The organism is Cohnella sp. GCM10020058 (assembly GCF_042683485.1).
Taxonomy (GTDB): Bacteria; Bacillota; Bacilli; order Paenibacillales; family Paenibacillaceae; genus Cohnella.
This window is the reverse complement of the sequence record NZ_JBHUJV010000013.1, coordinates 380246-395234: the sequence shown is the minus strand read 5'-3', so window position 1 is coordinate 395234 and position 14989 is coordinate 380246. Positions and strand designations below refer to the sequence as shown.

Here is a 14989-nt window from a genome sequence, read left to right as displayed (position 1 = left end):
TATGGTCAACTGGATCTGGCTCGGCATGATCGCGTTGAGCGTCGTCTTCGGTGCCGCTAACGGGCGCGTCCAGCAGGTGACCGAGGCCGCTTTTACAGGCGCTCAGACGGGCGTCACCGTCTGTTTCGGACTGATCAGCATCCTCGTGTTTTGGATGGGGCTAATGAAAATCGCCGAGGTGTCGGGCATCGTGCGCCGCCTGTCGCTGCTGATGGCTCCGGTCGTCCGCTGGCTGTTCCCGGACGTGCCGAAGGACCATCCGGCCCTCGGCTACATCCTGTCCAATATGAGCGCCAACTTGCTCGGACTCGGCAATGCAGCGACGCCGATGGGCATCCGCGCGATGCAGGAGCTTCAGAAGCTTAATTCGAATCCTTCGGTCGCTACGCCGGCCATGTGCACGCTGCTTGCGCTGAATACCGCGAGTATTACGATCGTGCCGACGACGCTGATCGCCATTCGGATGAATTTCGGCTCTGCGCATCCGGCCGATATTATCGGTCCGACGTTGCTTGCCACCGCCATATCTACCGGGGCCGCCATCGCCGCGGACCGCTGGTACCGCCGCAGGCAGCGCGGGGCACCTCCTGTGCAGCCGCCAACCGCAGCGTCAGCCGCCCGGCATCAGGCTGGACCGCCGGCATCGTTTTAATACCGCTGGATTCCAAGGGAGAAAGGAGCGTTCGCCATGGTTGCCGCCTTGCATGCGCTCTCCGCTTGGGCGATCCCCATGTTTATCGTCCTGATCCCGCTTGTCGCCGCCTTCCGCAAGGTTCCGGTTTACGAAACGTTCGTCGACGGGGCCAAGGACGGCTTCCAGACGGCGATCGGCATCATTCCTCACCTCGTCGGCATGATGACCGCCATCAGCATGTTCCGCGCCTCTGGCGCGATGGACATGCTGGTCGGCTGGGTCGCCCCGCTGTTCGGCAAGCTCGGCATTCCCGCCGAGGTGCTTCCGCTTGGCCTGCTTCGCCCGATCACGGGCGCAGGATCCCTCGCATTTGCAACCGACCTCATTAAAACCTACGGCCCCGACTCCCTGATCGGGCGAATCGCCTCCGTCGTCCAGGGCAGCACCGACACGACGCTTTACGTCGTGACGGTTTACTTTGGCGCCGTCGGCATCCGCAACGCCAGGTATGCGCTTAAGGTCGGTCTCTTTTCAGACGCGGTCGGTTTTTTCGCGGCTATCTTCGCTTGCTGGCTACTTTTTTAACATCCCCCTCTTAAGGAGTCTCCGCCCAAGTTGTGCAAAACCCGCCATCGGAGTATGATGGGGGGTGAGGTGAACCATCAGTGGAAGAAAGATTACAGAAAATACTCGCCAACGCAGGCGTCGCTTCGAGACGCAAATGCGAGGAACTCATCGCGGCCGGCAAGGTGACGGTCAACGGCGAGGTAGTCAAGGAGCTCGGCGTAAAGGCCGATCCATCCAAGGACGCCATTGCGGTGAACGGCAGAAAAATCAAATCCGAGAGCAAGCTTTATTTGCTGTTCAATAAGCCCAAGGGCGTCATCACGAGCATGCATGACGAAAAAGGCCGCACGGTCGTGACGGACTTTCTCAAAGGCGTCAAGGAACGCGTATATCCCGTCGGACGGCTAGATTACGACACCGAAGGCCTGCTATTGCTCACCAACGACGGCGAGCTCGCCAATTTGCTCACCCATCCGCGCCACCACGTAGCGAAGACCTATCTGGCGACGGTAGAGCGGGTGCCCCATGGCGATGCGCTGGACAAGCTCCAGAAGGGTATCAAGCTCGAGGACGGCATGACGGCGCCCGCAGAGATCGAATATCACGACGTCGATCCGGAAGGCAAGCAGGCCACCATCTCGATCACGATCCACGAGGGCCGCAACCGCCAGGTAAGGCGGATGTTCGAAGCGATCCATCATCCGGTCATCCGGCTGAAGCGCGTCTCGTTCGGCGGTCTCACGCTGGACAACCTGCAGCGCGGCAAATACCGCAAGCTGTCGGATGCCGAAGTTCAATCGCTGCGCGACGCCGCCAAAAAAGCGGAGCGGGGCGGATAAACCGGCTTTTCGGACGCAAGACACAGGCGTGTCGCGGCGTGTCACACAATGTTCAAAACCGGAGCTCCGGGCGCTTGCCTGCGAATCCGGTATTTTCGCTATAATGGAAGAAAAGACGCCGGTGGTGACAAAGTGAAGCGTTATCGCAAACCGATCCAATACATCATACTGGCCGTCGTACTGCTTGTCGGGGGATACGCGATCGGCCAGTCCTTTTTGACGCCCAATAAAGCGCTTAAACCCGGCAGCGATGCGCCTTCGTTCGATTTGCTCGGCCTCGACGGCCAGACCCACAGCCTCGACGCTTATCGGGGCAAGCCGCTCGTGGTCAATTTCTGGGGGACGTTCTGCCCGCCGTGCCGTAACGAGATGCCCGCGCTTCAGGCGCAGTACGACAAATGGAAAGCGCAAGGCGTCCAGCTGGTCGGCATCAATCTGAGCGAGGACCGCGTCAGCGTCGGCAGCTTCCTCAGATCATACGACATTCATTTTCCCGTGCTGCTCGACAAAAACAAAAAAACGGAGCGCAAATACGGCCTGAAGGAATATCCGACGACTTTCTTCATTACGGCCGACGGCAAGATTCAAGATATCGTAATCGGCGGCCCGATGAGCGAGGAGACGATCGGATCCCGCATCGCGCTGCTGCTCGGCAAGGATTAGGGCTCTGACAGGAGGCAGCAAGCATTGATACACAATACCAAGTGCGAGTGCGGTCACCAGAATCCGACCGGTACCGTGCTCTGCGAATCCTGCGGCAAGCCGCTGGTGGACGACCTACCGTTCGATTCTCCGCTGGAGATGCGCTACGACGGCGCGGCCAGGCGATCGCAGAAAAAAAATCCGGCGGTCATCGACCGCGTCTGGAACTTCTTCTCGTCGGTCAAGATCGCGATCTGGCTTATTATTCTCACGCTGATCGGCGCCGCGCTAGGCACGATTTACCCGCAAGAGAGCACCTTTATCAACCTGGACGATCCCGCGTCTTTTTACAAAGAAACTTACGGCACGTGGGGCGCGGTATATCAGGCGCTGGGCTTCTCCCGCACCTACCAGTCGTGGTGGTTCATCGGCCTGCTCGTCATGATCGGCACGTCGCTCGTCATCTGCAGTCTGGACCGCGTGCTCCCGCTCTACAAAGCGTTGTCCAAACAGCAGGTGCGCAAGCATCTGACGTTCCTGACCCGTCAGCAGACCGTGCTGGAGACGGCGATCCCGGACGACGCGGAAAAGTGGGTCGCGGACTTCGGCGCCCAACTGAAACGCAAGCGTTATCGCGTATGGACGGACGGCACCGCGCTGCTCGCCGAGAAAAACCGGTTCAGCCGATGGGGACCTTACATTAACCACATCGGACTCATCCTGTTTCTGCTGGCAGTGCTCGGACGCAGCGTTCCCGCCTGGCATATGGACCAGTACGTGAGCATCGACGAGCATCAGGTCAAGCAGATTCCCGGGACCAACTATTACGCGGGCAACGACAAGTTCATCGTCGATTATTACAAGGACGAAGAGCTGCCGGACAAGCTGAAGGGCACGCTCCGCGCCAAGCTGTATCAGACGCAGGCGACGCTGTATGCTTGCACGCAGTATTGCAACGACGATCCGCTGCACGATCCGGTGCTCGAGAAGGTCGTATCTCATAACATTGAAGTGAATTCGCCGCTGGAGTACAAGGGACTTAAGCTGTATCAGTATAATTTCGAGCAAAAAATCCGGCTCATCGAGGTGAAGCCGATGCTGCTGGATGCCAAGACCGGCGATTCGTACGGACCTTTCGACCTCAAGATGAACGATCCTGCGGAAAAGTCCGAAGCGGGCCCTTACACGCTGACGCTGAATGACGTTTATCCCGACTTCGGTCTCGATGAAGAAGGCCGGCCGATGACCAAGTCCCGGGACTTCAACAATCCGGCTTTTGTCTACCGGATCACGGGGCCCGATCTGGACGAGAAGGGCGAGCTGTACATCTACTTCCCGATGCCGAGCGCCGAGGACAAAGGCGTACAGCAGCAGATCAACGACAGCTTCAAAAAGCTCGGGAGCAATACGGGGCGCTTCAACTTCGAAGTCGGCAAAATGGAAAACGTAACGTTTTCGCAGTACACGACTTTTCTTAACGTTCGGGTTGACAGGGCGATGCCTTACGTGTGGGTAGGCGCCGCGATCTCGATGATCGGTCTCGTGATGGGCTTCTATTGGCATCACCGGCGCATCTGGCTGCGCATCGACGACGGCAAGCTTACGCTGGGCGCGCACACGAACAAAAATACGTATGGCATTCGTAACGAAACGGCGTCGGCACTTGCCAAATGCGGCATCGTCGTCGATCCGAAGGCGCTCGATAACAGGAGGAATTCACGTTGAACTGGCTCGATATCAGCAGCACCGCATTCCAGGCCGCTTTTTACCTATACTGCGCATCGTTCATTTGCTATGCGATCGCGGTAGGCGGCAAACGCTGGAGCAACCGGGAGCCCGAGCGCCACAACCGCCGGTGGGGCCGCTTCGGCTTCATTCTGGCGGTAGCCGGCTGGGCGTGCCATCTGACCTTCTTCTTCACCCGGTGGAAGGGCGGCGGCCATATTCCGACGAGCAACATGTACGAGTTCATGACGTTCCTGGCGATGGCGATCGTCTTCGCCTTCATCATCGTACACCTGATCTACCGCAACAATCTGCTCGGCGCGTTTGCCATCCCGCTAGTCATCATCATCATTGCGTACGCGGCCGTGTTCCCGTCCGAGGTGCAGCCGCTTATCCCGGCACTCAACAACTACTGGCTCAAGATTCACGTCACGACGGCCGCAACGGGCGAGGCCTTCTTCGCAGTCGGATTTGCCGCGGCGCTGGTGCAGCTGCTGCGGGTCATCGACTTCAAGCGCACCGACAAAGCCGGTCGACGCGAGCAGAAGTGGGTCGAGTTCGTCCTGTTTTTTATGGTCGTGATCATCGGTTTCCTCGTGTCCGTATTCGCCTTCCGCGGCGGCGGCTATGAAGCCAAGTTCCAGCAGGAAAAGGTGAGCATCGATCAGCTGGGCGTCCAGCAGAGCGTCACGCAGACCGTCGAATACGGCCTCCCGCCGATCGTAGCGCCTTACAATAGCGAAAAGCTGTCCATGCAGCCGTATCTGGGCATTAAGGAGCCGCTGTTCGAGGCGCCTTCCTGGATGAACGGTGTCAACGCGGGCCGCAAGCTGAACACCGTCATCTGGTCGCTGCTGTCCGGCGCGATTCTGTACGGCCTGCTGCGATTAATCGCGCGCAAGCCGATTGCCGCCGTCATCCATCCGCATCTGACCGACATCGATCCGGAGGATCTCGACGAGATCAGTTACCGGGCCATCGCGATCGGTTTCCCGATATTTACGCTGGGCGCGCTCATCTTCGCGATGATCTGGGCGCAGATCGCCTGGTCGAGATTCTGGGGCTGGGATCCCAAGGAGGTATGGGCGCTCATCACCTGGCTGTTCTACAGCGCCTATCTCCACCTGCGACTGTCCAGAGGCTGGCAGGGCACCCGCTCCGCCTGGCTTGCGGTCATCGGCTTCCTCGTGGTGCTATTCACGCTCATCGGCGTCAATCTCGTCATCGCCGGCCTGCATTCCTACGCAGGCGTTTAACCGTTATAATAAGACAAGCGGATTTTTAGAGCAGAAAGGGGCCTAACCCTATAATGAGCGCCGGTAACCGCATCTTGGTGGTAGACGACGAGGAGCGTATCCGTCGACTGCTGCGCATGTATTTGGAAAAGGAAGGTTATGTCATCGAGGAGGCCGAGGACGGGGAGACGGCGCTGAAGCTGGCGCTGCAGGAGGAATACGATCTGATCGTGCTCGACCTGATGCTGCCCGGTATCGACGGCATGGAGGTATGCTCGCGACTGCGTCAGTCCAAGGCGACGCCGGTCATTATGCTGACGGCCAAGGGCGAGGAAGTGAACCGCGTCCAGGGCTTCGAGGCCGGGGCAGACGACTATGTCGTCAAGCCGTTCAGCCCGCGGGAGGTGATTTTCCGCATCAAGGCGATCTTGCGCAGGTCGTCGGCTACCGCCTTCTTGTCCAAGGAGCTCAATACGAGCAACAATATCGTATTCCCGCATCTGATCATCGAGCATGATGCGCACCGCGTCACCGCCGGCGGTCAGGAAGTGAACCTGACGCCCAAGGAATACGAGCTGCTGCATTATTTGGCGAGTTCCCCGGACAAGGTGTTTTCCCGCGAGGATCTGCTGAAGGATGTATGGAACTACGATTTCTTCGGCGATCTGCGCACGGTCGATACGCATGTCAAGCGGCTGCGCGAAAAGCTGAACCGCGTCTCGACCGAAGCCGCTGCGATGATCACGACCGTATGGGGCGTCGGCTACAAGCTCGAGGTCGCCAAGTAAGCATGGCGATCTGGAGAACTGTAGTCGGCAAGCTGTGGCTGACGATCATCCTGCTGGTTGCCGTGGTCATCTCGACGGTCGGCTTGTTCCTTCTGAAGATCGTCGACGTAACGGTCAGTGCGGACTCGCTTGCCGAGATCAAGCATCTATTCATTTATTCGGGCGCCGTAGGCTTCTTGCTTACGACGTTCTTCGCGTTTTTCTTGCTGACGAAAATTACGCAGCCGCTTCGGGAGATGAAGCACGCAGCGAACCGGGTCTCGCAGGGCGAGTATTCGACGCGGCTGGTCGTCCGCTCCTGGGACGAGATCGGGGAGTTGGCCAACAGCTTTAACCAAATGGCCTCCGAGCTGAACACGCTGATTCGCGACATCCAGCATGAGCGCGATCAGCTTGACGGCGTACTGCGCAGCATGAGCGACGCAGTCCTGCTATTCGACGCGAACGGGAGGGTCAAGCTGACGAATCCCGAGGGGCAGCATCTGCTCGAGGTATGGCGCGGCCTGAAGTGGGAGGAAGAGAACGAAGCGGACGAGCGGGAGACCGTGCCCGACCCGCTCCGCGACATTTATAATACGCTCATCTCCAAGGGCACGACACATACCGGCAAGATTCACGTGCAGAGCGGCGTATGGTCGGTCGTCATGACGCCCGTCGCCTCCGGCGATGGCAGCGCGGGCGGCGGCGCTGTCGCGGTTCTGCGTGACGTGACCGAGGAGTTCAGGGTGGACAAGATGCGCAAAGACTTCGTCGCCAACGTGTCGCACGAGATTCGCACGCCCGTCGCGATGGTGCAGGGCTATAGCGAAGCGCTGCTCGACGATATCGCGCAGACGCCGGAGGAGCGGCGCGAGCTGGTGCAGGTCATTCACGACGAATCGCTGCGCATGGGCAGGCTCGTGAAGGATCTGCTCGATCTGGCCCGCCTGGAGGCCGGTTATCTGGATATGACGATGCAGGAAGTCGACGTGAATGCGCTGCTTCAGCGCGTTCACCGCAAATTCTCGGCACTCGCGAAGGAACGGGGCATCGAGCTCATCCGATCGGGCGAAGACAGCGGCCTCCTGCTGCGTCGCGCAGATCCTGATCGGCTGGAGCAGGTACTTACCAATCTGCTCGACAATGCATTGCGCCATACGGCATCGGGCGCTTCCATCATGCTTAGCGCTTGTACGAAAATTGGAGATAAGGGCGCGCGACAAATTGAGATCGCCGTCAAGGACGAAGGGGAAGGCATTCCGACTGAGGACCTGCCCTACATTTTCGAGCGTTTCTACAAGGCGGACAAGGCGCGCAAACGCGACTCCAAGGTTGGAACCGGTCTTGGTCTTGCGATCGTACGCAACCTGGTTGAAGCGCACGAGGGAACCATCCGCGTATCCAGCGCGCTTGGCGAGGGGACCGAGTTTAAGCTGCTGCTTCCGGCAGGGTAAAAAGAAGGAGGCGGCAGTGGATAAGCTGCTAATTTTCCGCAGGGGACGGGCTCTGGAGCCCAATAGCGGCGGCGGTACGAAATGCCGCTATCGCCCGCCAATGCGCCGCCGCAGTAGCCCATAGCGGCACGAAATGCAGCTTTGGCTTTATAAACGTGTCTTCATAGAAAAACCGCCAGGCGGCACCTAAGCCTGGCGGTTTTTCGCGGTTTAAAACATTATACGAGCTGAATTTCCTTGGCCGAGTTCAGATCCGGCAGCTCTTCGAGCTGCGCAAGCACGTTCTTCGGAACGGCTTTGTCGACGCCGAGCACCATAATGGCGGCGCCGCCGACGATCTTGCGGCCGACCTGCATCGTCGCGATGTTCACGTCGTTCGTGCCGAGCAGCGTGCCGACGCGGCCGATAATGCCTGGTTTGTCATGGTGAGAGATGAGAACCAAATGGCCTTGCGATTCGACGTCGACAGGATACTTGTCGATTTGCGTAATGCGCGGACCGAAGCCGTTGAGCAGCGCGCCCGCGGCAGAGCGCTCTTCGCGACCGGTCTTGAGCGTGACGGTCACCAGGTTGGTAAAGCCCTTCGCAGCCTGGGACTTCGTAGTCACAATATTCACTTCGCGCATCTTGGCGAGGTGCATGGCGTTGACCGCATTCACTTGATCGGAGCCAAGGTGATGCGCGAGCACGCCTTGAACGACCTGGCGCGTCAACGGCTGCGTGTCTACGTCAGCCAGTTCGCCGGCATAGGAGACGTTGATCTCCTTGACAGGTCCGTCGGTGATTTGCGCCGCGAAGCTGCCGAGCTTGCGAGCGAGCGTGAAGTACGGCTCAAGCTTCGCAAGAAGATCGCCGGGTACAGGGGGCATGTTAACTGCATTTTTGTACGGCTCGTTTCTCAAAATGTGCAGCAGCTGCTCGGAAACGTCGATCGCCACATTTTCCTGTGCTTCAACCGTAGAAGCGCCAAGATGGGGGGTTACGATGACCTTGGGGTGCTTCAGGAACGGATGATCGGCTGCCGGCGGCTCTTCCTCGAACACGTCGAATGCAGCACCGGCGACGCGGCCTGCGTCGATGGCTTCGATCAGCGCCTGCTCGTCGATAATGCCGCCGCGCGCGCAGTTGACGATGCGCACGCCGGGCTTAATGACTTCGAACTGCGCTTTGCCGATCATATGCCGGGTCTCAGGCGTCAGCGGAGTATGAACGGTGATGAAATCAGCGCCGCGCACAACGTCGTCGACGGTCGCCAGCGTCACGCCCAGCTTGTCCGCGCGCTCTTCGGTAAGGAACGGGTCATAGCCGAGCACCTTCATGCCGAACGCCTTGGCGCGGGCGGCCACTTCGCTGCCGATCCTGCCCATGCCGAGCACGCCCAGCGTTTTGTTGCGAAGCTCTACGCCGACGAACGATTTGCGGTCCCAAACGCCGCCGATCGTCTTGGCATAGGCTTGCGGGATGTGGCGAGCGAGCGCCATCATCATCGCGAACGTATGCTCGCAAGTCGTGATCGTGTTGCCGTCCGGTGCGTTGATGACGACGATACCGCGCTTCGTAGCCGCGTCGAGGTCGATATTGTCGACGCCGACGCCTGCGCGCCCGATGACCTTCAGCGACTTGCCGGCGGTCATGATCCGCTCGGTAACGCGAGTCTGGCTGCGTACGAGCAGCGCGTCGTATTCGCCGATGATGGCGACCAATTCGTCTTCGGACAGGCCGGTTTTCTTATCGATGGAAATGTCGCTTGCCTCGACGAGGAGCGAGATGCCGAGATCGCTGATCGGATCCGATACCAACACTTTAAACATAGTAATCCCCCTGTACTACGAAGTGATGAATATATAGAAAACACCCTAAAACCCCCGCGGCCCTACCGGACCAACAGCGTTTTGAGGGTGATCTCGTAAAAGCGGCGATTCTTATTGTAAAGCAACGCGACTTGAAAATGCAATGGAAAATGTGGAACAATCGGTGCCCATTCGACGTATATTACGTGTCCGACGAGAAAAAGGGCAGCAGCGGCAAGAGCTCTTTGGAATAATATCTTGATTTTAGGGACAAGTAGTCTCCGCTGCGAATCGCGTCCGTACTGTTCAGCATGTCGACGATCGAACGAATTGTCTTTTGCTTCATCTTGGCGGCTTGGCCGGAATTGATGAAAAAGTCGATTCTTGCAGTCAGGTCTTGCGGCAAGTAGTCGTACTCCGTGCGGTTTAAAAACATGTATTGTGCAGCTACCGTATTTTTGACCAGAAGCGGCAGCTTGGACCATTCCGCATTCGCGAGCACACCGGGCATAACATAGGCGTCCGGCAATGACAGATTGACAGTGGCCCCCCACTTGAGCATCGAGTCGTAGTATTGGCTCTGCGCGAGTAAACCGAGCCGCACCGCCTCGGTGAAGTAGGCATTTTTGGAGACCCTCTCCAGCGCCTCTGCTGCCGAACCTTCGTTAGCATGCGCCGCGAGCTGTCCGAAGCTGCTCTCGTAAAGCTTGAGGCTCTTCAAATAGTTGTTCTGCGCATTCATAAGGCTGGGCGTCAGGCTGGATACGGTCGTCACCTTGGACTCGTTGTACTTGCTCGCCGCAAGCTTCGCAAGCTCCTTCAGCGAAGAGGCGCGATCGACCGTGTCGTCGGACTGCCAGCGCGTGCGAGCTGAGGACCATTCGGCCATCCATTCCCGATGCGGCTGAAATACGTTATGATAGAAGGATACGAGATCCTGCTGGGAATACGCATTGGGAGATTCGACCGGTTTGGACGCCTGGGCGCCTGCCGGCTTCGCATAGAGCGCTTGCGTGCGATCGGTGCCGACCTTGACTCCGCTGAAAAAGGCGGCAATCGCTACAATCAGAAAAAACAAAAAGCCGAGCGCAAAAATCAGATCTGTTCGTGAGAGACGTTTTTCCATTTAATACTCCTCGTGTAGATCGACATGATTAGCTTTTAGTATAAGGAAATGATTAGCATACGTACATAACAAAAATTTACATCAGACGAGGTAACATGCCTAAATTCGACATTAAAAACATTAAACTTAGAAAAGTGACCGTGGACGAGCTCAGCGACAAAATGCTGCTCGTCAATTTGTACGCCACACAGGCGCTTACTTTCATTATCGGATTGGCATGGGTGTTTTTTCAGGGTCAGAATATATTGGAAATATTCAGCGTCCAAGGGTCCTATAATTTCCTTTACTGGGCTGCCGGCCTGGCCGCGCTCGTCGTCGCGTTCGACATCGGCATTTCGCGCTGGATTCCGGATGAAGCCAAGGACGACGGCGGCGTCAACGAGCGGATTTTCAAAAATCGTCCTTTATGGCATATCGTGCTTTTGTGCGCGGTCGTCAGCATATGCGAGGAATTGTTGTTCCGCGGGGCGATCCAGCATTCGTTCGGACCATATTGGACAAGCATTATTTTTGCGGCGATCCATGTCAGATACCTTCGTCACTGGATTCCGACGGGGATGGTGTTCGCCATCAGTTACGGTCTCGGTTTGCTTCTTACGCATACCGGGACGATTTGGGCGCCTATTTTTACCCATTTTCTAGTCGATCTGACGATGGGAATTATTATACGGTACCGGAGGGAAGAGGAGTAATGAGCGAGGAGCGTCATCCGACAGCATGGGATAAATACGTAGAGGCCAAGCGGCATGCACTGTCGCCGGATGAAAAGGAAGAGGAAGTCGCCGATCAGGAACCGATGTCGATGGAGCAGCTGGAACGCGCGATTGCGGAAACCGCGGCCGCATCCGGGCTGCCGGAGACCGGCATGCCGCCCAGGGCGGTCGTCCATCCTTCCGCGCGCAAAAGCTACAGCAAATGGTTTTACCGCCTGCTGCTCGTTTTGTTTTCGGCGCTTGTCGGCTTTTTGCTCTGGTGGGGCTACGAACATTATTCAACGGTTTAAAATCGAAGCGACGCCTCCGATTTCGCTTGGCGAAAAAGGAAAGCGTCGCTTTTTTGTTTAAAAGCCGGTCTCGATCGTTGAAGGATCGACGAACGTGTAACCTTTACCTTCAAGGGTGGTCAGCAGCTGATCCAGCGCAGCTGCGGTCCAGGGCAGCTCGTGCATCAGGATGTTGCTGCCGGCATGAAGCTGGTCCGTCACATTGTCGATGATCGCTTTCGTCTTATCTTTGATCTTCGTACCGGACATCGTCCAATCCAGAGAGCCGTTGGACCAAGTCATGAACAATAGGCCGTTGTCCGCAGCGATCTTGTGGACGTCATCGTTGGCGGAGGCGTTGGGCGGTCTGAAAAAGACAGGGCGCTTGCCGATCGTCGCTTCGACGATATCCTGTACTTTTCCGATCTGCGCTTTAATCGATTCGGCGTTTTCCTTGCCGAGCTGGATATGCTCGTACGAATGATTGCCGACCGTCTGACCCCTTTGGTCGATTTCCTTGAGCAGCTCGGGATGTGCCTTCACGCGGTAGCCGTTGACGAAAAAGATCGCTTTGGCGTGATGTTTGTCCAGCGTATCGAGGATCGGGTTAAGTGTTTTTTCGTCCTTCGGGCCGTCGTCGAAGGTCAGCAGCACTACTTTTTCGCTGTTGGCCGTCTTATCGAGCGGCACGATGTCGTAATTTTTGTTCATTTTGTAGGTTTTCGCACCGGTCTGCGGCGTTGCGGACGCGCTTGGCGACGGCGATGCGGAAGGCGTTGGAGAAGGCGATTCCGAAGGCGTGCTATCCGCAGTCGGCGCCGCCGAAGACGCTTCTGCGGCAGGGGATGACATAGGCGAAACGGTCGGAACGGCGGAAGGCGAAGCATTCCCGTTCCCGTTGCCCCCGCATGCGGCCAGTGCGACGGCGAGCGCGCCGACGGCGGACCAGCCTGCGACGTTTTTCAGCATGTACATGACATCCTTTCGACTGAAATGAAGCATCTAACGATTGTACCATACCCACCGCCCAAGGGGGCCAATCTTCTTCCTGAATTTAAGCGGGATGAAGCGACAGGCGGAGGCTACAATAAGCGTGGAACCCCAACAGGCTTAACAGCTTCAATATCCGTAAAGAGGAGGCGATAGCATGAAAATGGCTACATTCGTCATGGGCGGCCTCGTGGGCGCAGCCTTGACGGTCGCGATTCGCCGCAGTCCGAAGTGGTCCGTTGCCGCCGGCATGCTCGGCCGGGAGCTAAAAAACCGTTCTTTCGGCATGAAGGAGGGCGCAATCGGCAAAATGTTCGATATGCGCTTCGGCTCGGACCACAGCGAACGCAGGAGTGCGTCTGCGAGCGAGGGCAGCAGAAAAAGAGCTTCCTATGATACGGAAACGAACAAAAGCGGTCTTGGCGAGATCGCAAGCATCGTTTCCAAGGACGCTGGCGTTCGCGATGAAGTGAACGAGATCCTCTCGGAAAGCGGCCAGCATCGGATCTAAATTGCCAGGCGGCGGCGTCGCTGCGTATTCCTTAAGGGGAGACGCTGGACGCCGTTTTTTATTTAGGTGCCCAAAAAGGCCTGTCCAAGTTCTTTCTATACTTAAATTTGTGGGTTTTGGCTAGTGCAATTCAAGGGTAGAAGTGATAACATATGTTAAAGCACAAAATACACACGTATTGCCCGTTGCGTCATACGCTGTTATCACCCATCGTGTGCAGAAGGGAGGATCCTGTCATGAGGATGGAGCGGCTTAGCCAAGACAAGATTAGGATTTTCCTTACCTTTGACGATCTGTCGGAACGCGGGATCCAGAAGGAAGACATGTGGCGGGAAATTCCGAAGGTTCACGAGCTCTTCAGCGAAATGATGGACCAGGCTTACAGCGAGCTTGGCTTCGACGCTTCCGGACCGCTGGCGGTCGAAGTGTTCGCGATGCCTGCCCAGGGCATGGTCGTCATCGTCACGAGGGGCAAGATGGAGAGGGACTCCGAGGCGGGCGCCGAGGAAGAGCTCGACGAAGAAGTGTACGAAATGGAAGTCACGCTTGAACAGAGCGAAGCCATCATATATCGGTTCCGTGACATCGAGGACGCCATCGGCGCAGCCAAGATGCTGAAGTCCCAGATCACGGACGAGGGCCGGATGTACAAATATCAGAACCATTGGATATTGTGCTTCGACCCTTCCACCGGCGAGAACGCGAACGACAACGCGCTGATTGCGATTCTTGCGGAATACGGCGACGCGACATCCGTCACGCCGGCCGTGCTCGAGGAATACGGACAGTTGGTTATCCCGGCCCATGCCGTGCAAGTGCTGACGGAGCATTTCGCCTGATTCGGCGCTCCCAGACGGACATGCTGCATAAAAACGGCGAACGTTTTTAGTGCAGCTGTCCTTTTTTGCGCTTATAATACAAGATAGAAAGGAGGGGATTCGCCTTGCTGATCATCAGCATGCTGGCCGCGGCTATCGCGCCGGGTCTCGCCTTGCTCACCTATTTTTACTGGAAGGACCGTTACGATACCGAGCCGCTGTCGATGGTGTCCAAAATGTTCGTGACCGGCGCGTTGATCGTGCTGCCGATTATGATCGTACAACGGGGACTCATGATCTGGCTCGGCGAATCGCCTTTTGCGTTTTCGTTCGTCATTTCCGCCGGCGTCGAAGAGTTTTTCAAATGGTTTGTGCTCTATCATATCGTTTTTAACCATACTGAATTCGACGAGCCCTACGACGGCATCGTATACGCGACGGCAGTGTCGCTCGGGTTCGCCACGATCGAAAACGTAATGTACGCTTTCGCCGAGCCTTCGACCTTCGGCTCGCTGCTCGTCCGCGCGCTGCTGCCAGTTTCCGGACATGCCTTGTTCGGCGTGGTGATGGGGTACTTCATGGGCAAAGCGAAATTCTCCAAGGGCAAGCAAGCACGCTTGTTCCAATCGATGGCGTTCGTGCTTCCGATCGCATGGCACGGCATCTACGATTTTCTGATGCAATCGCTGCCGAGAACGTGGATGTGGATCATCGTGCCTTTCATGCTCTTGCTTTGGTTCCGCAGCATCCGCTACGTCCAAAGCGCCAACGACGTCTCGCCATTTCGGCTTGTGCATCGCGAAGAAGGCGGTTAAAGCTCCCGGATTGTGGCGATACTGGTTTTTAACAGTTGCGGGAGCGAGGGAGTTCATTGAACAACGTACGCGTCAAAGTCACGATCAGATGCAA

At 57.2% G+C, this 14989-nt stretch carries 16 protein-coding genes; 13 read left to right on the top strand and 3 right to left on the bottom strand.

Going from position 1 to position 14989, the window contains the following annotated elements:
* Position 1: 1 nt before the first annotated feature.
* From ACFSR7_RS23255 to ACFSR7_RS23220, 8 genes are all read left to right on the top strand, one after another.
* Entirely contained in the window at positions 2 to 652 is a 651-nt protein-coding gene (locus ACFSR7_RS23255) for a nucleoside recognition domain-containing protein (RefSeq protein WP_378165694.1), read from the top strand.
* A gap of 36 nt (positions 653 to 688) precedes the next feature.
* Positions 689 to 1219, top strand: coding sequence for a spore maturation protein (locus ACFSR7_RS23250; protein WP_378123225.1), 531 nt, complete (start codon positions 689 to 691; stop codon positions 1217 to 1219).
* Between the two features lie 80 nt (positions 1220 to 1299).
* Positions 1300 to 2040 (top strand): pseudouridine synthase, encoded by a 741-nt coding sequence (locus tag ACFSR7_RS23245; RefSeq protein WP_378165692.1) that lies wholly within the window; start codon positions 1300 to 1302, stop codon positions 2038 to 2040.
* Positions 2041 to 2172: 132 nt separating this feature from the next.
* Positions 2173 to 2703, top strand: a complete 531-nt coding sequence (locus ACFSR7_RS23240; RefSeq protein WP_378165690.1) for a redoxin domain-containing protein — start codon at positions 2173 to 2175, stop codon at positions 2701 to 2703.
* Positions 2704 to 2727: 24 nt separating this feature from the next.
* The gene (gene resB, locus ACFSR7_RS23235) at positions 2728 to 4407 is read left to right on the top strand and encodes a cytochrome c biogenesis protein ResB (protein ID WP_378165688.1); all 1680 of its coding nucleotides are present in this window, start codon (positions 2728 to 2730) and stop codon (positions 4405 to 4407) included.
* Positions 4404 to 5663, top strand: coding sequence for a cytochrome c biogenesis protein CcsA (gene ccsA, locus ACFSR7_RS23230; RefSeq protein WP_378165686.1), 1260 nt, complete (start codon positions 4404 to 4406; stop codon positions 5661 to 5663). Before resB ends, ccsA begins: the two co-directional genes overlap by 4 nt.
* A gap of 50 nt (positions 5664 to 5713) precedes the next feature.
* Positions 5714 to 6430 carry a response regulator transcription factor gene (locus ACFSR7_RS23225; protein WP_378166092.1) on the top strand — a complete coding sequence of 239 codons (717 nt, stop codon included), beginning with the start codon at positions 5714 to 5716 and terminating at the stop codon, positions 6428 to 6430.
* Between the two features lie 2 nt (positions 6431 to 6432).
* Positions 6433 to 7863 (top strand): HAMP domain-containing sensor histidine kinase, encoded by a 1431-nt coding sequence (locus tag ACFSR7_RS23220; protein ID WP_378165684.1) that lies wholly within the window; start codon positions 6433 to 6435, stop codon positions 7861 to 7863.
* Positions 7864 to 8081: 218 nt separating this feature from the next.
* On the opposite strand, the gene serA is transcribed toward ACFSR7_RS23220, so the two are convergent.
* Both serA and ACFSR7_RS23210 read right to left on the bottom strand, forming a co-directional pair.
* Positions 8082 to 9674, bottom strand: coding sequence for a phosphoglycerate dehydrogenase (gene serA, locus ACFSR7_RS23215; RefSeq protein ID WP_378165682.1), 1593 nt, complete (start codon positions 9672 to 9674; stop codon positions 8082 to 8084).
* Positions 9675 to 9855: 181 nt separating this feature from the next.
* Positions 9856 to 10779, bottom strand: a complete 924-nt coding sequence (locus ACFSR7_RS23210; RefSeq protein WP_378165680.1) for a hypothetical protein — start codon at positions 10777 to 10779, stop codon at positions 9856 to 9858.
* Positions 10780 to 10874: 95 nt separating this feature from the next.
* On the opposite strand from ACFSR7_RS23210, the gene ACFSR7_RS23205 reads away from it, so the two are divergent.
* Both ACFSR7_RS23205 and ACFSR7_RS23200 read left to right on the top strand, forming a co-directional pair.
* The gene (locus ACFSR7_RS23205; protein WP_378165679.1) at positions 10875 to 11471 is read left to right on the top strand and encodes a CPBP family intramembrane glutamic endopeptidase; all 597 of its coding nucleotides are present in this window, start codon (positions 10875 to 10877) and stop codon (positions 11469 to 11471) included.
* A complete protein-coding gene (locus tag ACFSR7_RS23200) occupies positions 11471 to 11782 on the top strand; it encodes a hypothetical protein (protein WP_378165677.1) in 312 nt (103 codons plus the stop codon). Before ACFSR7_RS23205 ends, ACFSR7_RS23200 begins: the two co-directional genes overlap by 1 nt.
* 57 nt (positions 11783 to 11839) lie before the next feature.
* On the opposite strand, the gene ACFSR7_RS23195 is transcribed toward ACFSR7_RS23200, so the two are convergent.
* Positions 11840 to 12730, bottom strand: a complete 891-nt coding sequence (locus ACFSR7_RS23195) for a polysaccharide deacetylase family protein (RefSeq protein ID WP_378165676.1) — start codon at positions 12728 to 12730, stop codon at positions 11840 to 11842.
* A 178-nt stretch (positions 12731 to 12908) separates the two neighbouring features.
* Here ACFSR7_RS23195 and ACFSR7_RS23190 point away from each other — a divergent pair, with 178 nt between their 5' ends.
* From ACFSR7_RS23190 to prsW, 3 genes are all read left to right on the top strand, one after another.
* Positions 12909 to 13262: a hypothetical protein gene (locus ACFSR7_RS23190; RefSeq protein ID WP_378165674.1), complete on the top strand. Its 354-nt coding sequence runs from the start codon at positions 12909 to 12911 to the stop codon at positions 13260 to 13262.
* Positions 13263 to 13498: 236 nt separating this feature from the next.
* Entirely contained in the window at positions 13499 to 14101 is a 603-nt protein-coding gene (locus ACFSR7_RS23185) for a genetic competence negative regulator (protein ID WP_277563605.1), read from the top strand.
* A gap of 104 nt (positions 14102 to 14205) precedes the next feature.
* The gene (prsW, locus tag ACFSR7_RS23180; protein ID WP_378165673.1) at positions 14206 to 14895 is read left to right on the top strand and encodes a glutamic-type intramembrane protease PrsW; all 690 of its coding nucleotides are present in this window, start codon (positions 14206 to 14208) and stop codon (positions 14893 to 14895) included.
* Positions 14896 to 14989 lie beyond the last annotated feature (94 nt).